This window comes from Chryseobacterium sp. Marseille-Q3244, from assembly GCF_940807095.1.
In the GTDB taxonomy this organism is placed as follows: Bacteria; Bacteroidota; Bacteroidia; order Flavobacteriales; family Weeksellaceae; genus Chryseobacterium.
In genome coordinates this window covers 242,875-258,590 of record NZ_CALNWX010000002.1, presented here as the reverse complement: position 1 = coordinate 258,590, position 15,716 = coordinate 242,875, and the positions used below count along the sequence as shown (strand labels likewise).

Below are 15,716 nucleotides of genomic sequence, written 5' to 3'. Positions count from 1 at the left end.
GGTAAGTTTTAGACTAGTTCTCTAAACTATTCGGCTTCCTTAATGGTTGAATATTGATTTTAATTTTTAATGTTCACAATTTATTTAGAGAAATACTGTATCTGTTCTGCAATAGGTCCCAGAGTCAACGCAGGGAAGAATGACAATGCAGCAATAAGTAAGATAACCGCCAGGGTCATAAAACCAAATGTTGCTGTATCTGTCTTCAATGTTCCTGAACTTTCCGGAATGAATTTTTTCTGAGCCAGTAAACCTGCAATCGCGACCGGTCCTATGATTGGGATAAATCTTGATAACAGCAATACAATTCCGGTTGAAATATTCCACCATGGGGTATTATCTCCCAACCCTTCAAATCCAGATCCATTGTTGGCCGAAGAAGAAGTAAATTCATACAGCATTTCACTGAATCCATGGAATCCCGGATTATTTAATGTTTTGGCTCCAAATTCCGGTAAGTAAGCTGTTAAAGCTGTCCCCACTAGAATTAAAAATGGGTGGAACAAGGCAACAATCATTGCAATCTTCATTTCCTTGGCCTCAATCTTTTTCCCCATAAACTCAGGAGTTCTTCCTACCATCAAACCACTGATAAATACTGCGAGAATGATGAAGATAAAGTAGTTTAGAATCCCTACACCACAACCACCGTAAAAGCAGTTAATCATCATGGCAAGAAGTTCATTCATCCCTGAAAGAGGCATCGTACTGTCGTGCATAGAGTTTACCGAACCGGTAGAAATCACTGTTGTGGCAATACTCCAATATCCTGATGCCACACTTCCGAAACGGATTTCCTTTCCTTCCATCGCTCCCAAGCTACTCTCTGCTCCCATTTTTGTAATCAAAGGATTACCACCAGTTTCATTAACGATATTCGGAACAGCAAGTGCAAGAAAACCAACGGTCATTACGGTAAAAATTACCCATGATAGCTTTCTTTTCTTTAAATAAAAACCTAACGCAAAGACCAATGCAAAAGGAATAATCATCTGAGTGACCATTTCCGTCATATTTGTTATATAGTTAGGGTTTTCAAGAGGGTGAGCAGAATTGGCTCCGAAGAATCCTCCACCATTGGTTCCCAAATGTTTAATGGCAACAAAAGCAGCCACAGGACCTCTGGAGACCTCTATTTTGTGTCCTTCCAATGTTGTAATATGATCTTTTCCTTCGAAAGTCATTGGACTTCCGTTGATAGAAAGAATTAAAGCAACCACTACGCTGATCGGAAGTAAAATCCGAATCATTGACTTAGTAAAATAATCATAGAAATTACCAAGTTCTGTAGCTGTTTTTTCTTTGAAGGCCTTAAAAAGAACAGCCATTGCAGCCATTCCTGTTGCCGCCGTTACAAACTGTAAAAACATCAGGTAAAGCTGGCTCAGATAGCTTACTCCCGTTTCTCCCGAATAATGCTGTAAATTACAGTTCACTAAAAATGAAATGGTTGTATTAAAAGCCAGATCAGGTGACATATTCGGGTTCCCATCTGGATTCAAAGGTAACCAGGCCTGAGTCATCAGGAGAATAAAGCCTATTACAAACCAAACCAGATTAATCGCCAGCATCGCATACATATTCTGTTTCCAGTTCATCTGGCGTTTGGCATTGATCCCTGATATTTTATAAATTAACTTTTCAATAGGTCCAAAAAACGGATCAAGAAAAGTTTTTTTGTATCCATAGACATTAGCTATATATTTACCTAAAAATATTCCGATAACTAATGTGATAGCAAACATGGCTATGATGCCTAAAATTTCTGTATTCATGATCTCTAAAATTTTTCAGGTTTCATTAAAACATAACAGATATACACAAAGGCAAGTACTGAAAGGAAAAATAAACTCCACATAATTTATATTCTATCAAAAAATTCAACTGATTTATATAAAAGCCAAAACAATACTGCAAAGAGCAGAATTAAACTTATCAGCATCATATCTTTATTATTAAGGTTAAAAGGGTAAACAATACGTACGATACAATCAGCAAACTAAAAGTGGAATGCTCCCGTTTTTTAAACGTTTTTTTTGAAATTGTCATTTTTAAATATTTTATTCAATGACTATATGCCAAAAGAAGGTCCAACCCTTAAATAAAACACATAACACACTATAAAACAAATAATTAAACCAAGTGTACAATCTGTATAAAAACAAAAAAGCCTATCAAAATGATAGGCTCTTTATTAAAATGATAAACGATTTATTTTAGTCCGTATTCGTCGAGTTTACGATATAACGTAGCAATTCCTATTTCAAGGAGTCTGGCCGCTTCTGCTTTATTTCCTTTTGTATATTGCAATACTTTTTGGATATGAATTTTTTCAAGTGATCTCATACTTAAAGAATCACTCTCCTGAACAGTTTTTTCAGAATAATGTGGAAGGCTTTCCATATCCAGAATATTATCATTCATTAGGATCAAGCTGCGCTCTATAGCATTCCTTAATTCTCTGATATTCCCTTTCCATTCATTTTTCTCAAGGGCTTTATAATAATCCGGCAAAACCTGAATAGAAGCCAGATGTAACTTATTTGAAAATAAATCAATAAAATTCTTAGCCAGCATTTTCAAATCCTCTTTTCTTTCTCTTAAAGCAGGAAGCGTAATCTCAAAGACATTCAGTCTGAAATAGAGATCTTCCCTGAAATTTCCCTGTCTTATTTCATTTTCCAGGTTTCTATTAGTAGCAGCAATGAGCCTGAAATCAGATTTGGAAACCTTAGTTTCCCCCATTTTGATAAACTCCCCGGTTTCAAGAACCCTAAGCAATTTTGCCTGAAGTTCTATGGGCATTTCACCAATTTCATCCAAAAATAATGTTCCGCCATTGGCTTCTTCAATCAATCCTTTCTTATCTTTTATTGCCCCGGTAAAGGCACCTTGTTTGTGTCCAAAAAGCTCACTTTCAAGAATTTCTTTACTAAAAGCAGAGCAATTAATTGCTACAAAACTATTTTTCTTTCTCTCACTTCCTTCATGAATGGCATTGGCAAAAACTTCTTTTCCAGTCCCAGTTTCACCAGTTAAAAGTACTGTTGCATCTGTTAGCGCAACTTTTTCAGCTAATTTCTTAGCATGCAAAATCAAAGGGGAGCTACCAATAATTTGCTCAAAACCCTTTAATAATGAGGATGGTTGAACTACTCTGGTTTTATTATCTTTTACTTTCTCCAGTGCTTTATACACCAAAGGAATAATTTTCTCATTATCGTCCCCTTTTACCAGGTAATCATAAGCTCCATTTTTCATAGCCTGTACAGCATCAGTAATATTTCCAAATGCAGTCATCAGAATAATTTCCAGATATGGATATTTTGTTTTAATAGACCTTATAAGGTCTACTCCAAACGCATCAGGTAAGCGGACATCGCTTAGCACAACATCAAAATCATACTGCTCCAACATCGTCATAGCCGAACGGGCTGTTGAAGCTTCTTTTACGTTAAAATTCTCTTGGGAAAGGATCATTCCTAATAACTTAAGGAGCTTGATCTCATCATCGATGATCAGAATGTTTCCTGACATTATAATTCTTTTTGGAAAACTAATACAAACTTATTGAAATTATTCGAGTAACGGCCCTTTATTGCGGAAATTAATTTCATCCAATTCTTTATTTTCAGGAGCTTAATCCTGCTATCCACTCATACTCCTCGCGCCGTTGCCTTTACCTTACCCTACGCCTAACCGAAGGGCCAGCTCATGCAGCGGGGTAACCGTTCCTATCAGGGCTAGGAAAGAGGTATGAATAATCAATAATAGGATAATCTATAATGACCAATATATTGAGTAAAACCTAAGTACTATTTGTATTGTATACAGCCAATATTCAATAGAAGTGGGGATATTACTCATTGCTTATTACCCATTACTTATCACTGATTGTTTTGCTGTGGAGTATAGAGCAAAAAAAAGTCTCATACATAATGTATGAGACTTTTAAAAATAAAATAAAAACTGGCGGCGGCCTACTCTCCCGCGTTAGCAGTACCATCGGCGCTGGTGGGCTTAACTTCTGTGTTCGGAATGGGAACAGGTGAGCCCCACCGCTAAAACCACCCTAAAGGTTGTATATAAGATGTCAGATGCAAGACATCAGATGTCAGACGAATTTGTCTGATATCTGAGATCTAATCTCTGATATCTGTTTTAAGCGATAAAAACTTTCACAAAGAGCTAACCTTGCTGCACTTTCGTGCGCCATATCAGGCTATAAATCTACGGGTAATTAGTACTACTCGGCTATGACATTACTGTCTTTACACCTATAGCCTATCAACGTGGTCATCTCCCACGACCCTTAAAAGATGTCTCATCTTGAGGCGAGTTTCGCACTTATATGCTTTCAGTGCTTATCTCTTCCAAACGTAGCTACTCAGCAGTGCACCTGGCGGTACAACTGATACACCAGAGGTTTGTTCAATTCGGTCCTCTCGTACTAGAATCAAGCCCTCTCAAACATCTAACGCCCGCAATAGATAGAGACCGAACTGTCTCACGACGTTCTGAACCCAGCTCGCGTGCCACTTTAATGGGCGAACAGCCCAACCCTTGGGACCTTCTCCAGCCCCAGGATGTGACGAGCCGACATCGAGGTGCCGAACCTCCCCGTCGATGTGAGCTCTTGGGGGAGACTAGCCTGTTATCCCCGGAGTACCTTTTATCCTATGAGCGATGGCCCTTCCATACGGAACCACCGGATCACTATGTCCTGCTTTCGCACCTGATCGACTTGTTGGTCTCACAGTCAAGCACCCTTATGCCATTACACTCTACGCACGGTTACCAAGCGTGCTGAGGGTACCTTTGAAAGCCTCCGTTACTCTTTTGGAGGCGACCACCCCAGTCAAACTACCCACCACGCAATGTCCTTCTAAAAGAAGTTAGGCTCCAAGTAAGTAAAGGGTGGTATTTCAACGTCGGCTCCACAGACACTAGCGTGCCCACTTCATAGCCTCCCACCTATCCTACACATTACTTACTCAAAGTCAATACGAAGTTATAGTAAAGGTTCACAGGGTCTTTTCGTCCCATTGCGGGTAATCGGCATCTTCACCGATACTACAATTTCACAGAGCTCATGGTTGAGACAGTGCCCAGATCGTTACACCATTCGTGCAGGTCGGAACTTACCCGACAAGGAATTTCGCTACCTTAGGACCGTTATAGTTACGGCCGCCGTTTACTGGGGCTTCAGTCAATGCCTTCGGTTTAACCCTAAGCACCTTCCTTAACCTTCCAGCACCGGGCAGGTGTCAGACCCTATACTGCATCTTTCGATTTTGCAGAGTCCTGTGTTTTTGATAAACAGTCGCCTGGGCCTCTTTACTGCGGCCACCATTGCTGATGGCGTCTCTTCTCCCGAAGTTACGAGACTATTTTGCCTAGTTCCTTAACCATGATTCACTCTAGCACCTTAGGATTCTCTCCTCGACTACCTGTGTCGGTTTTGGTACGGGTTGCTTCACTTCGGCTTTTCTTGGAAGCACTTTCCCTACAGCAGCTTCGCCCGAAGGCTAAGCCTTGACTATTCCGTCAGTCTCCAGTAAGTACGGCACTCCGTCCCCTTTTTAGTGTGAGCAAGTATGGGAATATTAACCCATTGTCCATCCACTACCCCTTTCGGGTTCGCGTTAGGTCCCGACTAACCCTCAGCTGATTAGCATGGCTGAGGAAACCTTAGTCTTTCGGTGAGCGGGTTTCTCGCCCGCTTTATCGTTACTTATGCCTACATTTTCTTTTCTATCCGCTCCACAATACCTCACAGTACTGCTTCGGCGCAAATAGAATGCTCTCCTACCAGATGTATTCTAAAAATACAAATCCATAGCTTCGGTAATATGTTTATGCCCGATTATTATCCATGCCGGACCGCTCGACTAGTGAGCTGTTACGCACTCTTTAAATGAATGGCTGCTTCCAAGCCAACATCCTAGCTGTCAATGCAGTCCAACCGCGTTGCTTCAACTTAACATATATTTGGGGACCTTAGCTGTTGGTCTGGGTTCTTTCCCTCTCGGACATGGACCTTAGCACCCATGCCCTCACTGCCGTAGAACATTTATTAGCATTCGGAGTTTGTCAGGAATTGGTAGGCGATGAAACCCCCGCATCCAATCAGTAGCTCTACCTCTAATAAACTTATATACGACGCTGCACCTAAATGCATTTCGGAGAGTACGAGCTATCTCCCAGTTTGATTGGCCTTTCACCCCTACCCACAGGTCATCCGAAGACTTTTCAACGTCAACCGGTTCGGTCCTCCACTCTGTGTTACCAGAGCTTCAACCTGCCCATGGGTAGATCACAAGGTTTCGCGTCTAATCCTACTAACTATGCGCCCTATTCAGACTCGCTTTCGCTCCGGCTCCGGTACTTAATACCTTAACCTCGCTAGTAAAATTAACTCGTAGGCTCATTATGCAAAAGGCACGCCGTCACAGCTTAATGCTGCTCCGACCGCTTGTAGGCGTACGGTTTCAGGTTCTATTTCACCCTTCTATTCGAAGTGCTTTTCACCTTTCCTTCACAGTACTTGTTCACTATCGGTCTTTCAGGAGTATTTAGCCTTGGAGGATGGTCCCCCCATATTCAGACAGGATTTCACGTGTCCCGCCCTACTCATTTATCACTTAAATATGCCTTTCATATACGGGGCTATCACCCGCTACGGCTGTTCTTTCCAGAACATTCTATTAAACATATAAAAGCTTTTGGGCTAATCCGCTTTCGCTCGCCACTACTTACGGAATCTCTTCGATTTCTTTTCCTCCGGGTACTTAGATGTTTCAGTTCTCCGGGTTTGCTCCTCCTAAGAGGTGACTGGTCTTCAACCAGCCGGGTTGCCCCATTCGGACATCTGCGGATCAATTCGTGTGTGCCAATCCCCGCAGCTTTTCGCAGCTTACCACGTCCTTCGTCGCCTCTGAAAGCCTAGGCATCCGCCATACGCCCTTAACGATTTCTTTCCTAATATTAAATTAGTTCAGTATTTTTTTGATAAACTCTCGTCTATCGATATTTTTATAAACTCGGCACTCGAAAGTGCTCGGTTATCTCTTTGTGATGTCTTTACCGTTAATGTCAATGATCTTTATCTATTTCTGATCTAATTCGCAAATATTGTTTTTGGCTCTATTTGCTTTTTTAAAATTAAACCATCGATGTGGAGAATAAGGGAGTCGAACCCTTGACCTCCTGCGTGCAAGGCAGGCGCTCTAGCCAGCTGAGCTAATTCCCCCTCTAGTAGACTTCAGATTTTAGATCTCAGATTACAGACTTTATGGTCTGACATCTGATGTCTTATATCTTCCCGTCTTATAATTAGTAGTCTCGGGCAGGCTCGAACTGCCGACCTCTACATTATCAGTGTAGCGCTCTAACCAGCTGAGCTACGAGACTCTGTTATGAGTAATTAGTGATGAGTAATAAGTAATACTTCTTGCTCCTCTTCATTCCCCAATCTCTTTCCCTAATACTAATTTCTAGTGGGTTTTGTATTTTTAATATAATCAACCAAACAAAAAACTAAAGCTTGAACTTTAAGTAAGTTCTGTATCTTGCGATACTAATTTTTTTATCGTCTTTAAGACGCTCTAAAATGAGATGTTCCAGCCGCACCTTCCGGTACGGCTACCTTGTTACGACTTAGCCCTAGTTACCTGTTTTACCCTAGGCAGCTCCTGTTACGGTCACCGACTTCAGGTACCCCAGACTTCCATGGCTTGACGGGCGGTGTGTACAAGGCCCGGGAACGTATTCACCGCGCCATGGCTGATGCGCGATTACTAGCGATTCCAGCTTCATAGAGTCGAGTTGCAGACTCCAATCCGAACTGAGACCGGCTTTCGAGATTTGCATCACATCGCTGTGTAGCTGCCCTCTGTACCGGCCATTGTATTACGTGTGTGGCCCAAGGCGTAAGGGCCGTGATGATTTGACGTCATCCCCACCTTCCTCTCTACTTGCGTAGGCAGTCTCACTAGAGTCCCCAACTTAATGATGGCAACTAGTGACAGGGGTTGCGCTCGTTGCAGGACTTAACCTAACACCTCACGGCACGAGCTGACGACAACCATGCAGCACCTTGAAAAATGTCCGAAGAAAAGTCTATTTCTAAACCTGTCATTTCCCATTTAAGCCTTGGTAAGGTTCCTCGCGTATCATCGAATTAAACCACATAATCCACCGCTTGTGCGGGCCCCCGTCAATTCCTTTGAGTTTCATTCTTGCGAACGTACTCCCCAGGTGGCTAACTTATCACTTTCGCTTAGTCTCTGAAGCTTGCGCCCCAAAAACGAGTTAGCATCGTTTACGGCGTGGACTACCAGGGTATCTAATCCTGTTCGCTCCCCACGCTTTCGTCCATCAGCGTCAGTTGTTGCTTAGTAACCTGCCTTCGCAATTGGTGTTCTAAGTAATATCTATGCATTTCACCGCTACACTACTTATTCCAGCTACTTCAATAACACTCAAGACCTGCAGTATCAATGGCAGTTTCACAGTTAAGCTGTGAGATTTCACCACTGACTTACAGATCCGCCTACGGACCCTTTAAACCCAATAAATCCGGATAACGCTTGCACCCTCCGTATTACCGCGGCTGCTGGCACGGAGTTAGCCGGTGCTTATTCGTATAGTACCTTCAGCTACTCTCACGAGAGTAGGTTTATCCCTATACAAAAGAAGTTTACAACCCATAGGGCCGTCGTCCTTCACGCGGGATGGCTGGATCAGGCGCTAACCCATTGTCCAATATTCCTCACTGCTGCCTCCCGTAGGAGTCTGGTCCGTGTCTCAGTACCAGTGTGGGGGATCACCCTCTCAGGCCCCCTAAAGATCGCAGACTTGGTGAGCCGTTACCTCACCAACTATCTAATCTTGCGCGTGCCCATCTCTATCCACCGGAGTTTTCAATAAAAAACGATGCCGTTTCTTATATTATGGGGTATTAATCTTCCTTTCGAAAGGCTATCCCCCTGATAAAGGCAGGTTGCACACGTGTTCCGCACCCGTACGCCGCTCTCAAGATCCCGAAAGATCTCTACCGCTCAGCTTGCATGTGTTAGGCCTCCCGCTAGCGTTCATCCTGAGCCAGGATCAAACTCTCCATTGTATGTTTGTCTGACTCACTCAAAGTTTTTTAACGCTTTAGTTTTTCCTTACTTGGTTGTTATATTGTATGTCAATGATCTTTATATCTTCCGCTTTTCAACGAAGCAATCTTTCTGTCAGTGTCGCTCCGTATTTGCGAGTGCAAAAGTAAAACTTTATTTTGATTCGACCAAATGTTTTGAAAGAAAATTTTAAAGTTTTTTAAGTAACCTTAATCTCTTTCCTAACCCTTAATCCCTCTACTCCTGCGCTCCCTTAATTGGGACTGCAAAGATACAAACTTTATTTTAACTCGCAACTTTTAAATCCTAAAAATTAAAAGTTTTTTTTCGTCTGTCTCTTTCGTAAAGTATAATGTTTATGCTTATTTAAAAGCTCTTCTGCGCTTACTGAATCCCTTTCGTTTTTCAGTGGGGCAAAGATAGAAACTTCATCTATTACCCGCAAGTTTATTTAACATAAAATTCATATTCAGGTAATGTTTTACCCTTAAAGTACTGGTACTATGAGAGAAAAATTTTAAACATTTGTTTGGGGATTGGAGGGAGAGGATCCAAGGGGATGAAAGTTGGGGAGAAATGGGTGTGTTTTTATATGATATACCATCTATATAATGATGAGTAATGAGTAATGGGTAATGGGTAATGGGTAATGGGTAATGGGTAATGGGTAATGGAAGGTATACATGATATATAATACATGGAGTAAGTTTCAGAGTTATTTTGAAATAGGTTTGGGCTAAAGCCAATGGCTGGGCGTTTATTTTATTTGAGTGGGCTAAAGCCCACTCCTATTGATGGATTTCTGTACGTTGGAAATTATAGATAGAGGTTTATTTTAATAATGCGGTGTTGAGATCCTTAAGGATGACAAAATTGGTGCGGAGGAAAATAGATAAATAAAGAGACTGGAGGATATGATGGTTATTCTATAAGATTGTTTTATAGAAAAACGCTGTGTTTTTTTATTTCCCACAGAGGACACGGATTTTCACAGATGATAGTGCTGGTTGTATTGTGAATAGCTTTTTATTTAATTGAAAGAGCCGCTCGATCTTCTTAAAGGAATAGGTAGCTTTTGTGGGAGTTCTTACCGGAATAGAAGATTACACGTCACTAATGACAAAGACTTCAGGAGATGTGATGTATACTTATATATAAGAAGACAGGTTTTTATAAAAAACACATTCTAGTTATTAATGATATGAATACTTACCTATGTAATAAAACCTATCATCTATTACTTATTACTCATTATTTATAATATATGTCCACTATCCTAGCCCCGATAGTAACGGTTACCCCGCAACAGGGTTTGGAGAGGTGGAGGGTTTCAGCCTTGGAGGATAAAGGCGTGAGGAGTAAGAGTGGATAGCGGGAAATAGCTCCGGAATAAACTGAATGAAGTGAACAGTGCTGTTACTATCCTAATTATATAAGTCTTCTTTTGTCTGATTCATCTGTTCAACTATAATAATAGATGCAATAGTCATAAAAGCGGATTATATTTTTTTTTGATTGCTTACATTTGTACCACATTCTTATTATATTAGGATGAAATGAATTCATATATGACAGACAGAAAATATAAAGAAACGGTTCATACAGATACAAACCACTACGAATATACTACGGTAACCCACGATAAAAATAACGTAAGAATCTACACTTTGAAGAACGGGCTGAAGGTTTTCCTTGCCCAAAACTTTGATGCCCCAAGGATACAGACTTTTATTCCGGTAAGAACAGGTAGTAATAATGATCCTGCAGATAATACCGGGCTTGCTCATTATCTTGAACACATGATGTTTAAAGGAACTTCTAGGATAGGAACTCAAAACTGGGCCAAAGAAAAGGAGCTTCTGGACCAAATCTCTGCACTTTATGAGGATCATAAAGCTGAACAGGATCCTGAAAAGAAAAAAGATATTTACAAAAAGATAGACGAAGTTTCTCAGGAAGCAAGCCAGTATGCTATTGCCAATGAATATGACAAGGCTATTTCCTCATTGGGAGCTACGGGAACGAATGCTCATACCTGGTTTGATGAGACGGTGTATAAAAACAATATTCCAAATAATGAACTGGAAAAATGGTTAAAAATAGAAAAGGAAAGATTTTCTGAGATTGTTCTCCGCCTCTTCCATACAGAACTAGAGTCTGTTTATGAGGAATTCAACAGGGCTCAGGATAATGATACTAGATTGGTTAACTATGAACTGATGTCGGCTCTATTTCCGACCCACCCTAACGGACAGCAAACTACACTGGGCAAACCTGAACATTTGAAAAATCCTTCTATGAAGGCTATTCATAAGTATTTTGATGAATACTATGTTCCTAATAATTATGCTATGGTATTGGTTGGGGATTTTGATTTCGAAGAGGCGATTCAGTTGGTAGACCAATATTTTGGGACTATTCCTTATAGAGAGCTTCCGAAAAAGACCCCGATTATTGAACAACCCATTACAGAAGTTGTTGAAAGAACGGTGAAAAGTCCTACTACTCCAAGGGTTCAGTTGGCCTGGAGAACGGATAGTTATGGAACCAGAAATGCGATGCTTGCTGATATTGTTGTGAATATTCTGAGTAACAGAGGGGAAGCCGGTTTATTGGACCTTCATATCAATCAGACTCAGAAAATGCTTTGGGCACAGGCATTTTCCGTGGGATTAAAACAATACGGTTATTTTTCTATTGTTGCTGTTCCGAAAGAGACCCAAACATTGCAAGAAGCAACGAATATGGTTCTGGAGGAAATTGAACTTATCAAGAAGGGAGATTTTCCGGACTGGATGCTTCCGGCGATCATTAATGATTTTAAGCTTCAGAGAATGAAAGGACTTGAAACGGCAGAAGGCTTAGCCACTACCCTATACGATATTTACATAAAGGGGATAAGCTGGGAGCAGGAGTTGAATGAAATGGATGAGTATGAAAGTTTCACTAAGGAAGACATTATCAGTTTTGCTAATGATTTCTTTAAAAACAATTATGTTGTTATTAATAAAGAAAAAGGAGTTAATGATAAGCTACTTAGAGTGGACAATCCAGGAATTACTCCTGTTAAGATTAACCGTGATGCACAATCTGAGTTTTTAAAGGAGATCTTAGCTGATAAAACAGAAGATATTAAACCTGAATTCGTTGATTATCAAAAAGAAATCGCAACTGACGAAATCAAAGGGAAGAAATTAAATTTTGTAAAGAATAAGTACAACGATATTGCCCAGGTTCATTTTATTTTCCCTTTTGGAAGTGATAATGATCGTGAACTGGGAATTTCCACTCAACTTCTTCAGTATTTAGGGACAGATGAGTTTTCTCCTGAGGATTTGAAAAAGGAGTTTTTCAAAATTGGAATCAGCAATGATTTTAAAACAAGCAATAATCAGTTATTAATCTCCCTGAGCGGATTGGAGGAAAATATTGAAAAAGGAATTTCACTTCTTCAGCAATGGATGTACCGTGTACAGCCGGATCAGGAGATCTACAATCAATTTGTAGGAACCGTGCTGGAAAATCGTCAGGCTGTAAAGAAAGATAAAAACCGTATCATGACAGCGCTTACTACTTATACCAAATTAGGAAGTACTTCTCGTTTTACAGACATCATTTCTAAGGAGGAGCTTGAAAGCACTAAGGCTGAAGTATTTACTGACCGAATGAAGCAATTGTTCAAATATCCTTACCAGATTTTCTTTTATGGAAAAGACTTTGAAGCATTCAAAGGATATATTGGTGAATATACAGAAACTGAAAGCCTTCAGATTCCTGAACCCAGACAATATCCTGAACCTGCTACCGGAGGAAATGTATACTTTATCGACTATGATATGGTTCAGATGGAAATGAGTAAAGTGGGTAAGGGAAATATGGTTAATCCTGCTTATTTTGGAAAGATGAATGTTTTCAATGAATATTTTGGTCGGGGATTATCTTCCATTGTTTTCCAGGAGATTCGTGAGAGTAAAAGTTTAGCCTATTCCGCCTATGTTTCTTATTCAGCCAATGCTGAATTAAATCATCCGGATTATGTTACCACTTATATCGGGACACAACCGGACAAATTGATGATTGCTGTTGACACAATGGATGAGCTGATGAATGAGCTTCCCGAGGTTACCATCCAGTTTGAAAATGCTAAAAATGCGGCTTTAAAACAGATCGCTTCTACCAGAGTTACCAGAGGCAATATCTTCTTCAACACTTTAAGATTGAAGAAGCTGGGGATTGATCATGATTTCAGAAAAGATATCTTTAATCAGATCCAGGTATTGAAATTTGAAGATATCAGAGAGTTTTATCACTCAGAAATTCAATCCGTAGATTTTAATACAGCTATTATTGGTAAAAAAGAAAACCTGAATATGGAAGCTGTAAGTAAAATGGGAACCTTTACAGAAGTAAGTCTGAAAGATATTTTCGGACATTAAAAATAAAAGAGCTGCTCCATATCTTTATCGGGCGGCTTTTTTTATGTTGTATTTACTCAGTTCATTCCTTATGTCATCATACAATCTCCATCTCCATCTTGCAAGTGAGGATTAAAATCTTTTGGAAGGCTTTGTAGTAATTCTTGACGAAAAAGATAATCGCGTTTGAAATCCTTTTCATAGATTCTGGACAATGATCTAGACTTCTTTATTTTCTCATTAAGTGTTTCATTGTAAACGGTCATCATTTTTACCTTATTTTGAATGATAAAAATGTTTAAAAACTGAATAAACTTATGAATACTTGAATTTCCGTTTGAAAAAATATAAGGAATTCTAAGATGACCATCCCGTAAAAGCAATAATGATACGGTTTCCAGATTACCTTGTTTGTCATATACCTTAACCCAAACATATTTAAAAACCTCAGCATAGCTGGAAAAGAAATAGTTATCATCTCTTTTTCTACCTTCCAAAATCCATGGATTTGTTGTAAAATAATTTATTTCATCTACCGTTCGCTGACCATGATATGAGGAGGCAAAGTTTTTGATTTCTGTATCCATCTGATTCAATACTTCAAATCTGAACTTCGACTTCCCTGTTCCCATATTTTTCATTCTAATCAGAGTATTTGCTATAGTATCTGAAAGATGCAAAAGAGGCCTAAAATTCTTTATCCATGTTTTTTTTCCTGAAAGAACTGTTGCTGAATCTAGTCTGAAATAATATCGCTTCCCGTTTTTAGGAAAAAAACTCTCAACGCTTCCTATATGATGAAAGAAAACCTCAGCTTCTTTTGTAAATTCTGCCATGATAACATGATTATTGTACTCATCCAAAGCCTTTTGCAGAAGTGCTTTTGCTACTTTCTTCCCTCTGAACTCATTGCTTACGTACAATGTACTTAACCAGGCAAACCTGATGGCTTTTCCTTCAATTTCAAAAAAATCCGGGAGACACCCCATATATCCAGCTAATCTTCCTTCATAAAAGGCAAGAATAAGGAGTGTCTGCTCTTCAGTTGCTTTTGGATTATGGATATGTGACATCGCACGATGTTCCGTAATGGGAAGAAAATCATACTGCCTGAATTCACCGGATGATACAAAATCTTCAAGTTCTTTTTTATTAAATGTCTTCAGCTGTATCATATTCTAACAATAGTATTTTTATTCATCAGCTTTTTCAACTTAAAATAAGCGATTTCTTTTTTGAGGATTATTTCTGCACTTTCACCTGTTTCCATTGGAATTCTCTGGTAATTCCTTTTTATACTGTCTAGTTTAATTCCTGCTGCCCCAAAACTACAATACATTTCTTTGTTTGTAAAAAGCGCCTCAAAGAAATCATTTTTCACTCCGAAATCGGTAAAAGGAAAGGCAAAACTTTCATACAGGAAGTCATTTTCTTTTAAATACACAAAGGTTTTATCTATTGATTCTATCTGTTGCTCCAGAGATAAATTTCCGAATTTCGGATGATCCCAGCTATGAGATGATATTCCAAAGCCTCTATTTGTAAGATTTTTTAATTCCTTCGTGTTCAGATAAGGCTTGTGTTCTTTTAAATAGGACTTAAAATCAACTTCTAACTTTTCAGCAAGCGAATCCAGAATGGCTTTTTCCTGGTAAGTGATTTTTAGAATCTCTTTTTTCAATGTTTCTGTTTCAGTATTACTGTTGAGTGAAAGAATACTGCTTATCTCAGGATGTACAGATTTCTTGTTTTCTAAAACATCGATAAGCAGACTGCTTTTACACCTGAACATGATTTCTTTATTGTCAATGAAAGCCGGATTTATAAAATTGCAGGCATAAATTCCTTTACGCTCTAATATAGGAGCAACTATTTCATAAAATTCTCTGAGACCATCATCAAAGGTAAGTAAAGCGATCTTTTTTTGAGGTTTGAAATTTCCTGAAGTAAAATCTTTGAATTCTTGCCAGTTTACCCATTGAAAATGTTTTGAAAGGCAGTCAATATCTGCTTCAAACTGTCTGGTATTCTTGTATTGAATCACATGTCTGATATGGGGAAGCTTTTCATCGGAAACACAATGATAAACAGGTAAACAGTAATCCAACGGAAAAGACTTTCCGAAATGATCTGTTTCAAAAGCAGTAAATAGATTAATGATCTGATCTTTCAT

Annotated in this window: 5 protein-coding genes, 2 tRNA genes and 3 rRNA genes; 1 reads left to right on the top strand and 9 read right to left on the bottom strand. The window is 39.4% G+C overall.

Annotated elements, in window-relative coordinates:
• Positions 1–80 precede the first annotated feature (80 nt).
• From kdpA to NBX25_RS04245, 7 genes are all read right to left on the bottom strand, one after another.
• The gene (gene kdpA / locus NBX25_RS04275) at positions 81–1,775 is read right to left on the bottom strand and encodes a potassium-transporting ATPase subunit KdpA (RefSeq protein WP_250252948.1); all 1,695 of its coding nucleotides are present in this window, start codon (positions 1,773–1,775) and stop codon (positions 81–83) included.
• A 436-nt stretch (positions 1,776–2,211) separates the two neighbouring features.
• Positions 2,212–3,537: a sigma-54-dependent transcriptional regulator gene (locus tag NBX25_RS04270; protein WP_250252947.1), complete on the bottom strand. Its 1,326-nt coding sequence runs from the start codon at positions 3,535–3,537 to the stop codon at positions 2,212–2,214.
• 430 nt (positions 3,538–3,967) lie between these two features.
• Positions 3,968–4,075, bottom strand: a 5S ribosomal RNA gene (rrf, locus tag NBX25_RS04265).
• 145 nt (positions 4,076–4,220) lie between these two features.
• Positions 4,221–6,980, bottom strand: a 23S ribosomal RNA gene (locus NBX25_RS04260).
• Between the two features lie 198 nt (positions 6,981–7,178).
• Positions 7,179–7,252: transfer RNA gene (locus tag NBX25_RS04255), tRNA-Ala, on the bottom strand.
• A gap of 87 nt (positions 7,253–7,339) precedes the next feature.
• Positions 7,340–7,413 (bottom strand) — tRNA-Ile (locus NBX25_RS04250).
• 197 nt (positions 7,414–7,610) lie between these two features.
• Positions 7,611–9,127: ribosomal RNA gene (locus NBX25_RS04245) — 16S ribosomal RNA — on the bottom strand.
• The 16S, 23S and 5S rRNA genes sit together here with 2 tRNA genes alongside, the layout of an rRNA operon.
• Positions 9,128–10,696: 1,569 nt before the next feature.
• Here NBX25_RS04245 and NBX25_RS04240 point away from each other — a divergent pair.
• Positions 10,697–13,564: a M16 family metallopeptidase gene (locus NBX25_RS04240; protein WP_250252946.1), complete on the top strand. Its 2,868-nt coding sequence runs from the start codon at positions 10,697–10,699 to the stop codon at positions 13,562–13,564.
• Between the two features lie 68 nt (positions 13,565–13,632).
• Here NBX25_RS04240 and NBX25_RS04235 read toward each other — a convergent pair whose 3' ends face one another.
• Positions 13,633–14,718, bottom strand: coding sequence for a GNAT family N-acetyltransferase (locus NBX25_RS04235; RefSeq protein ID WP_250252945.1), 1,086 nt, complete (start codon positions 14,716–14,718; stop codon positions 13,633–13,635).
• Entirely contained in the window at positions 14,715–15,716 is a 1,002-nt protein-coding gene (locus NBX25_RS04230; RefSeq protein WP_250252944.1) for a polysaccharide deacetylase family protein, read from the bottom strand. Before NBX25_RS04230 ends, NBX25_RS04235 begins: the two co-directional genes overlap by 4 nt.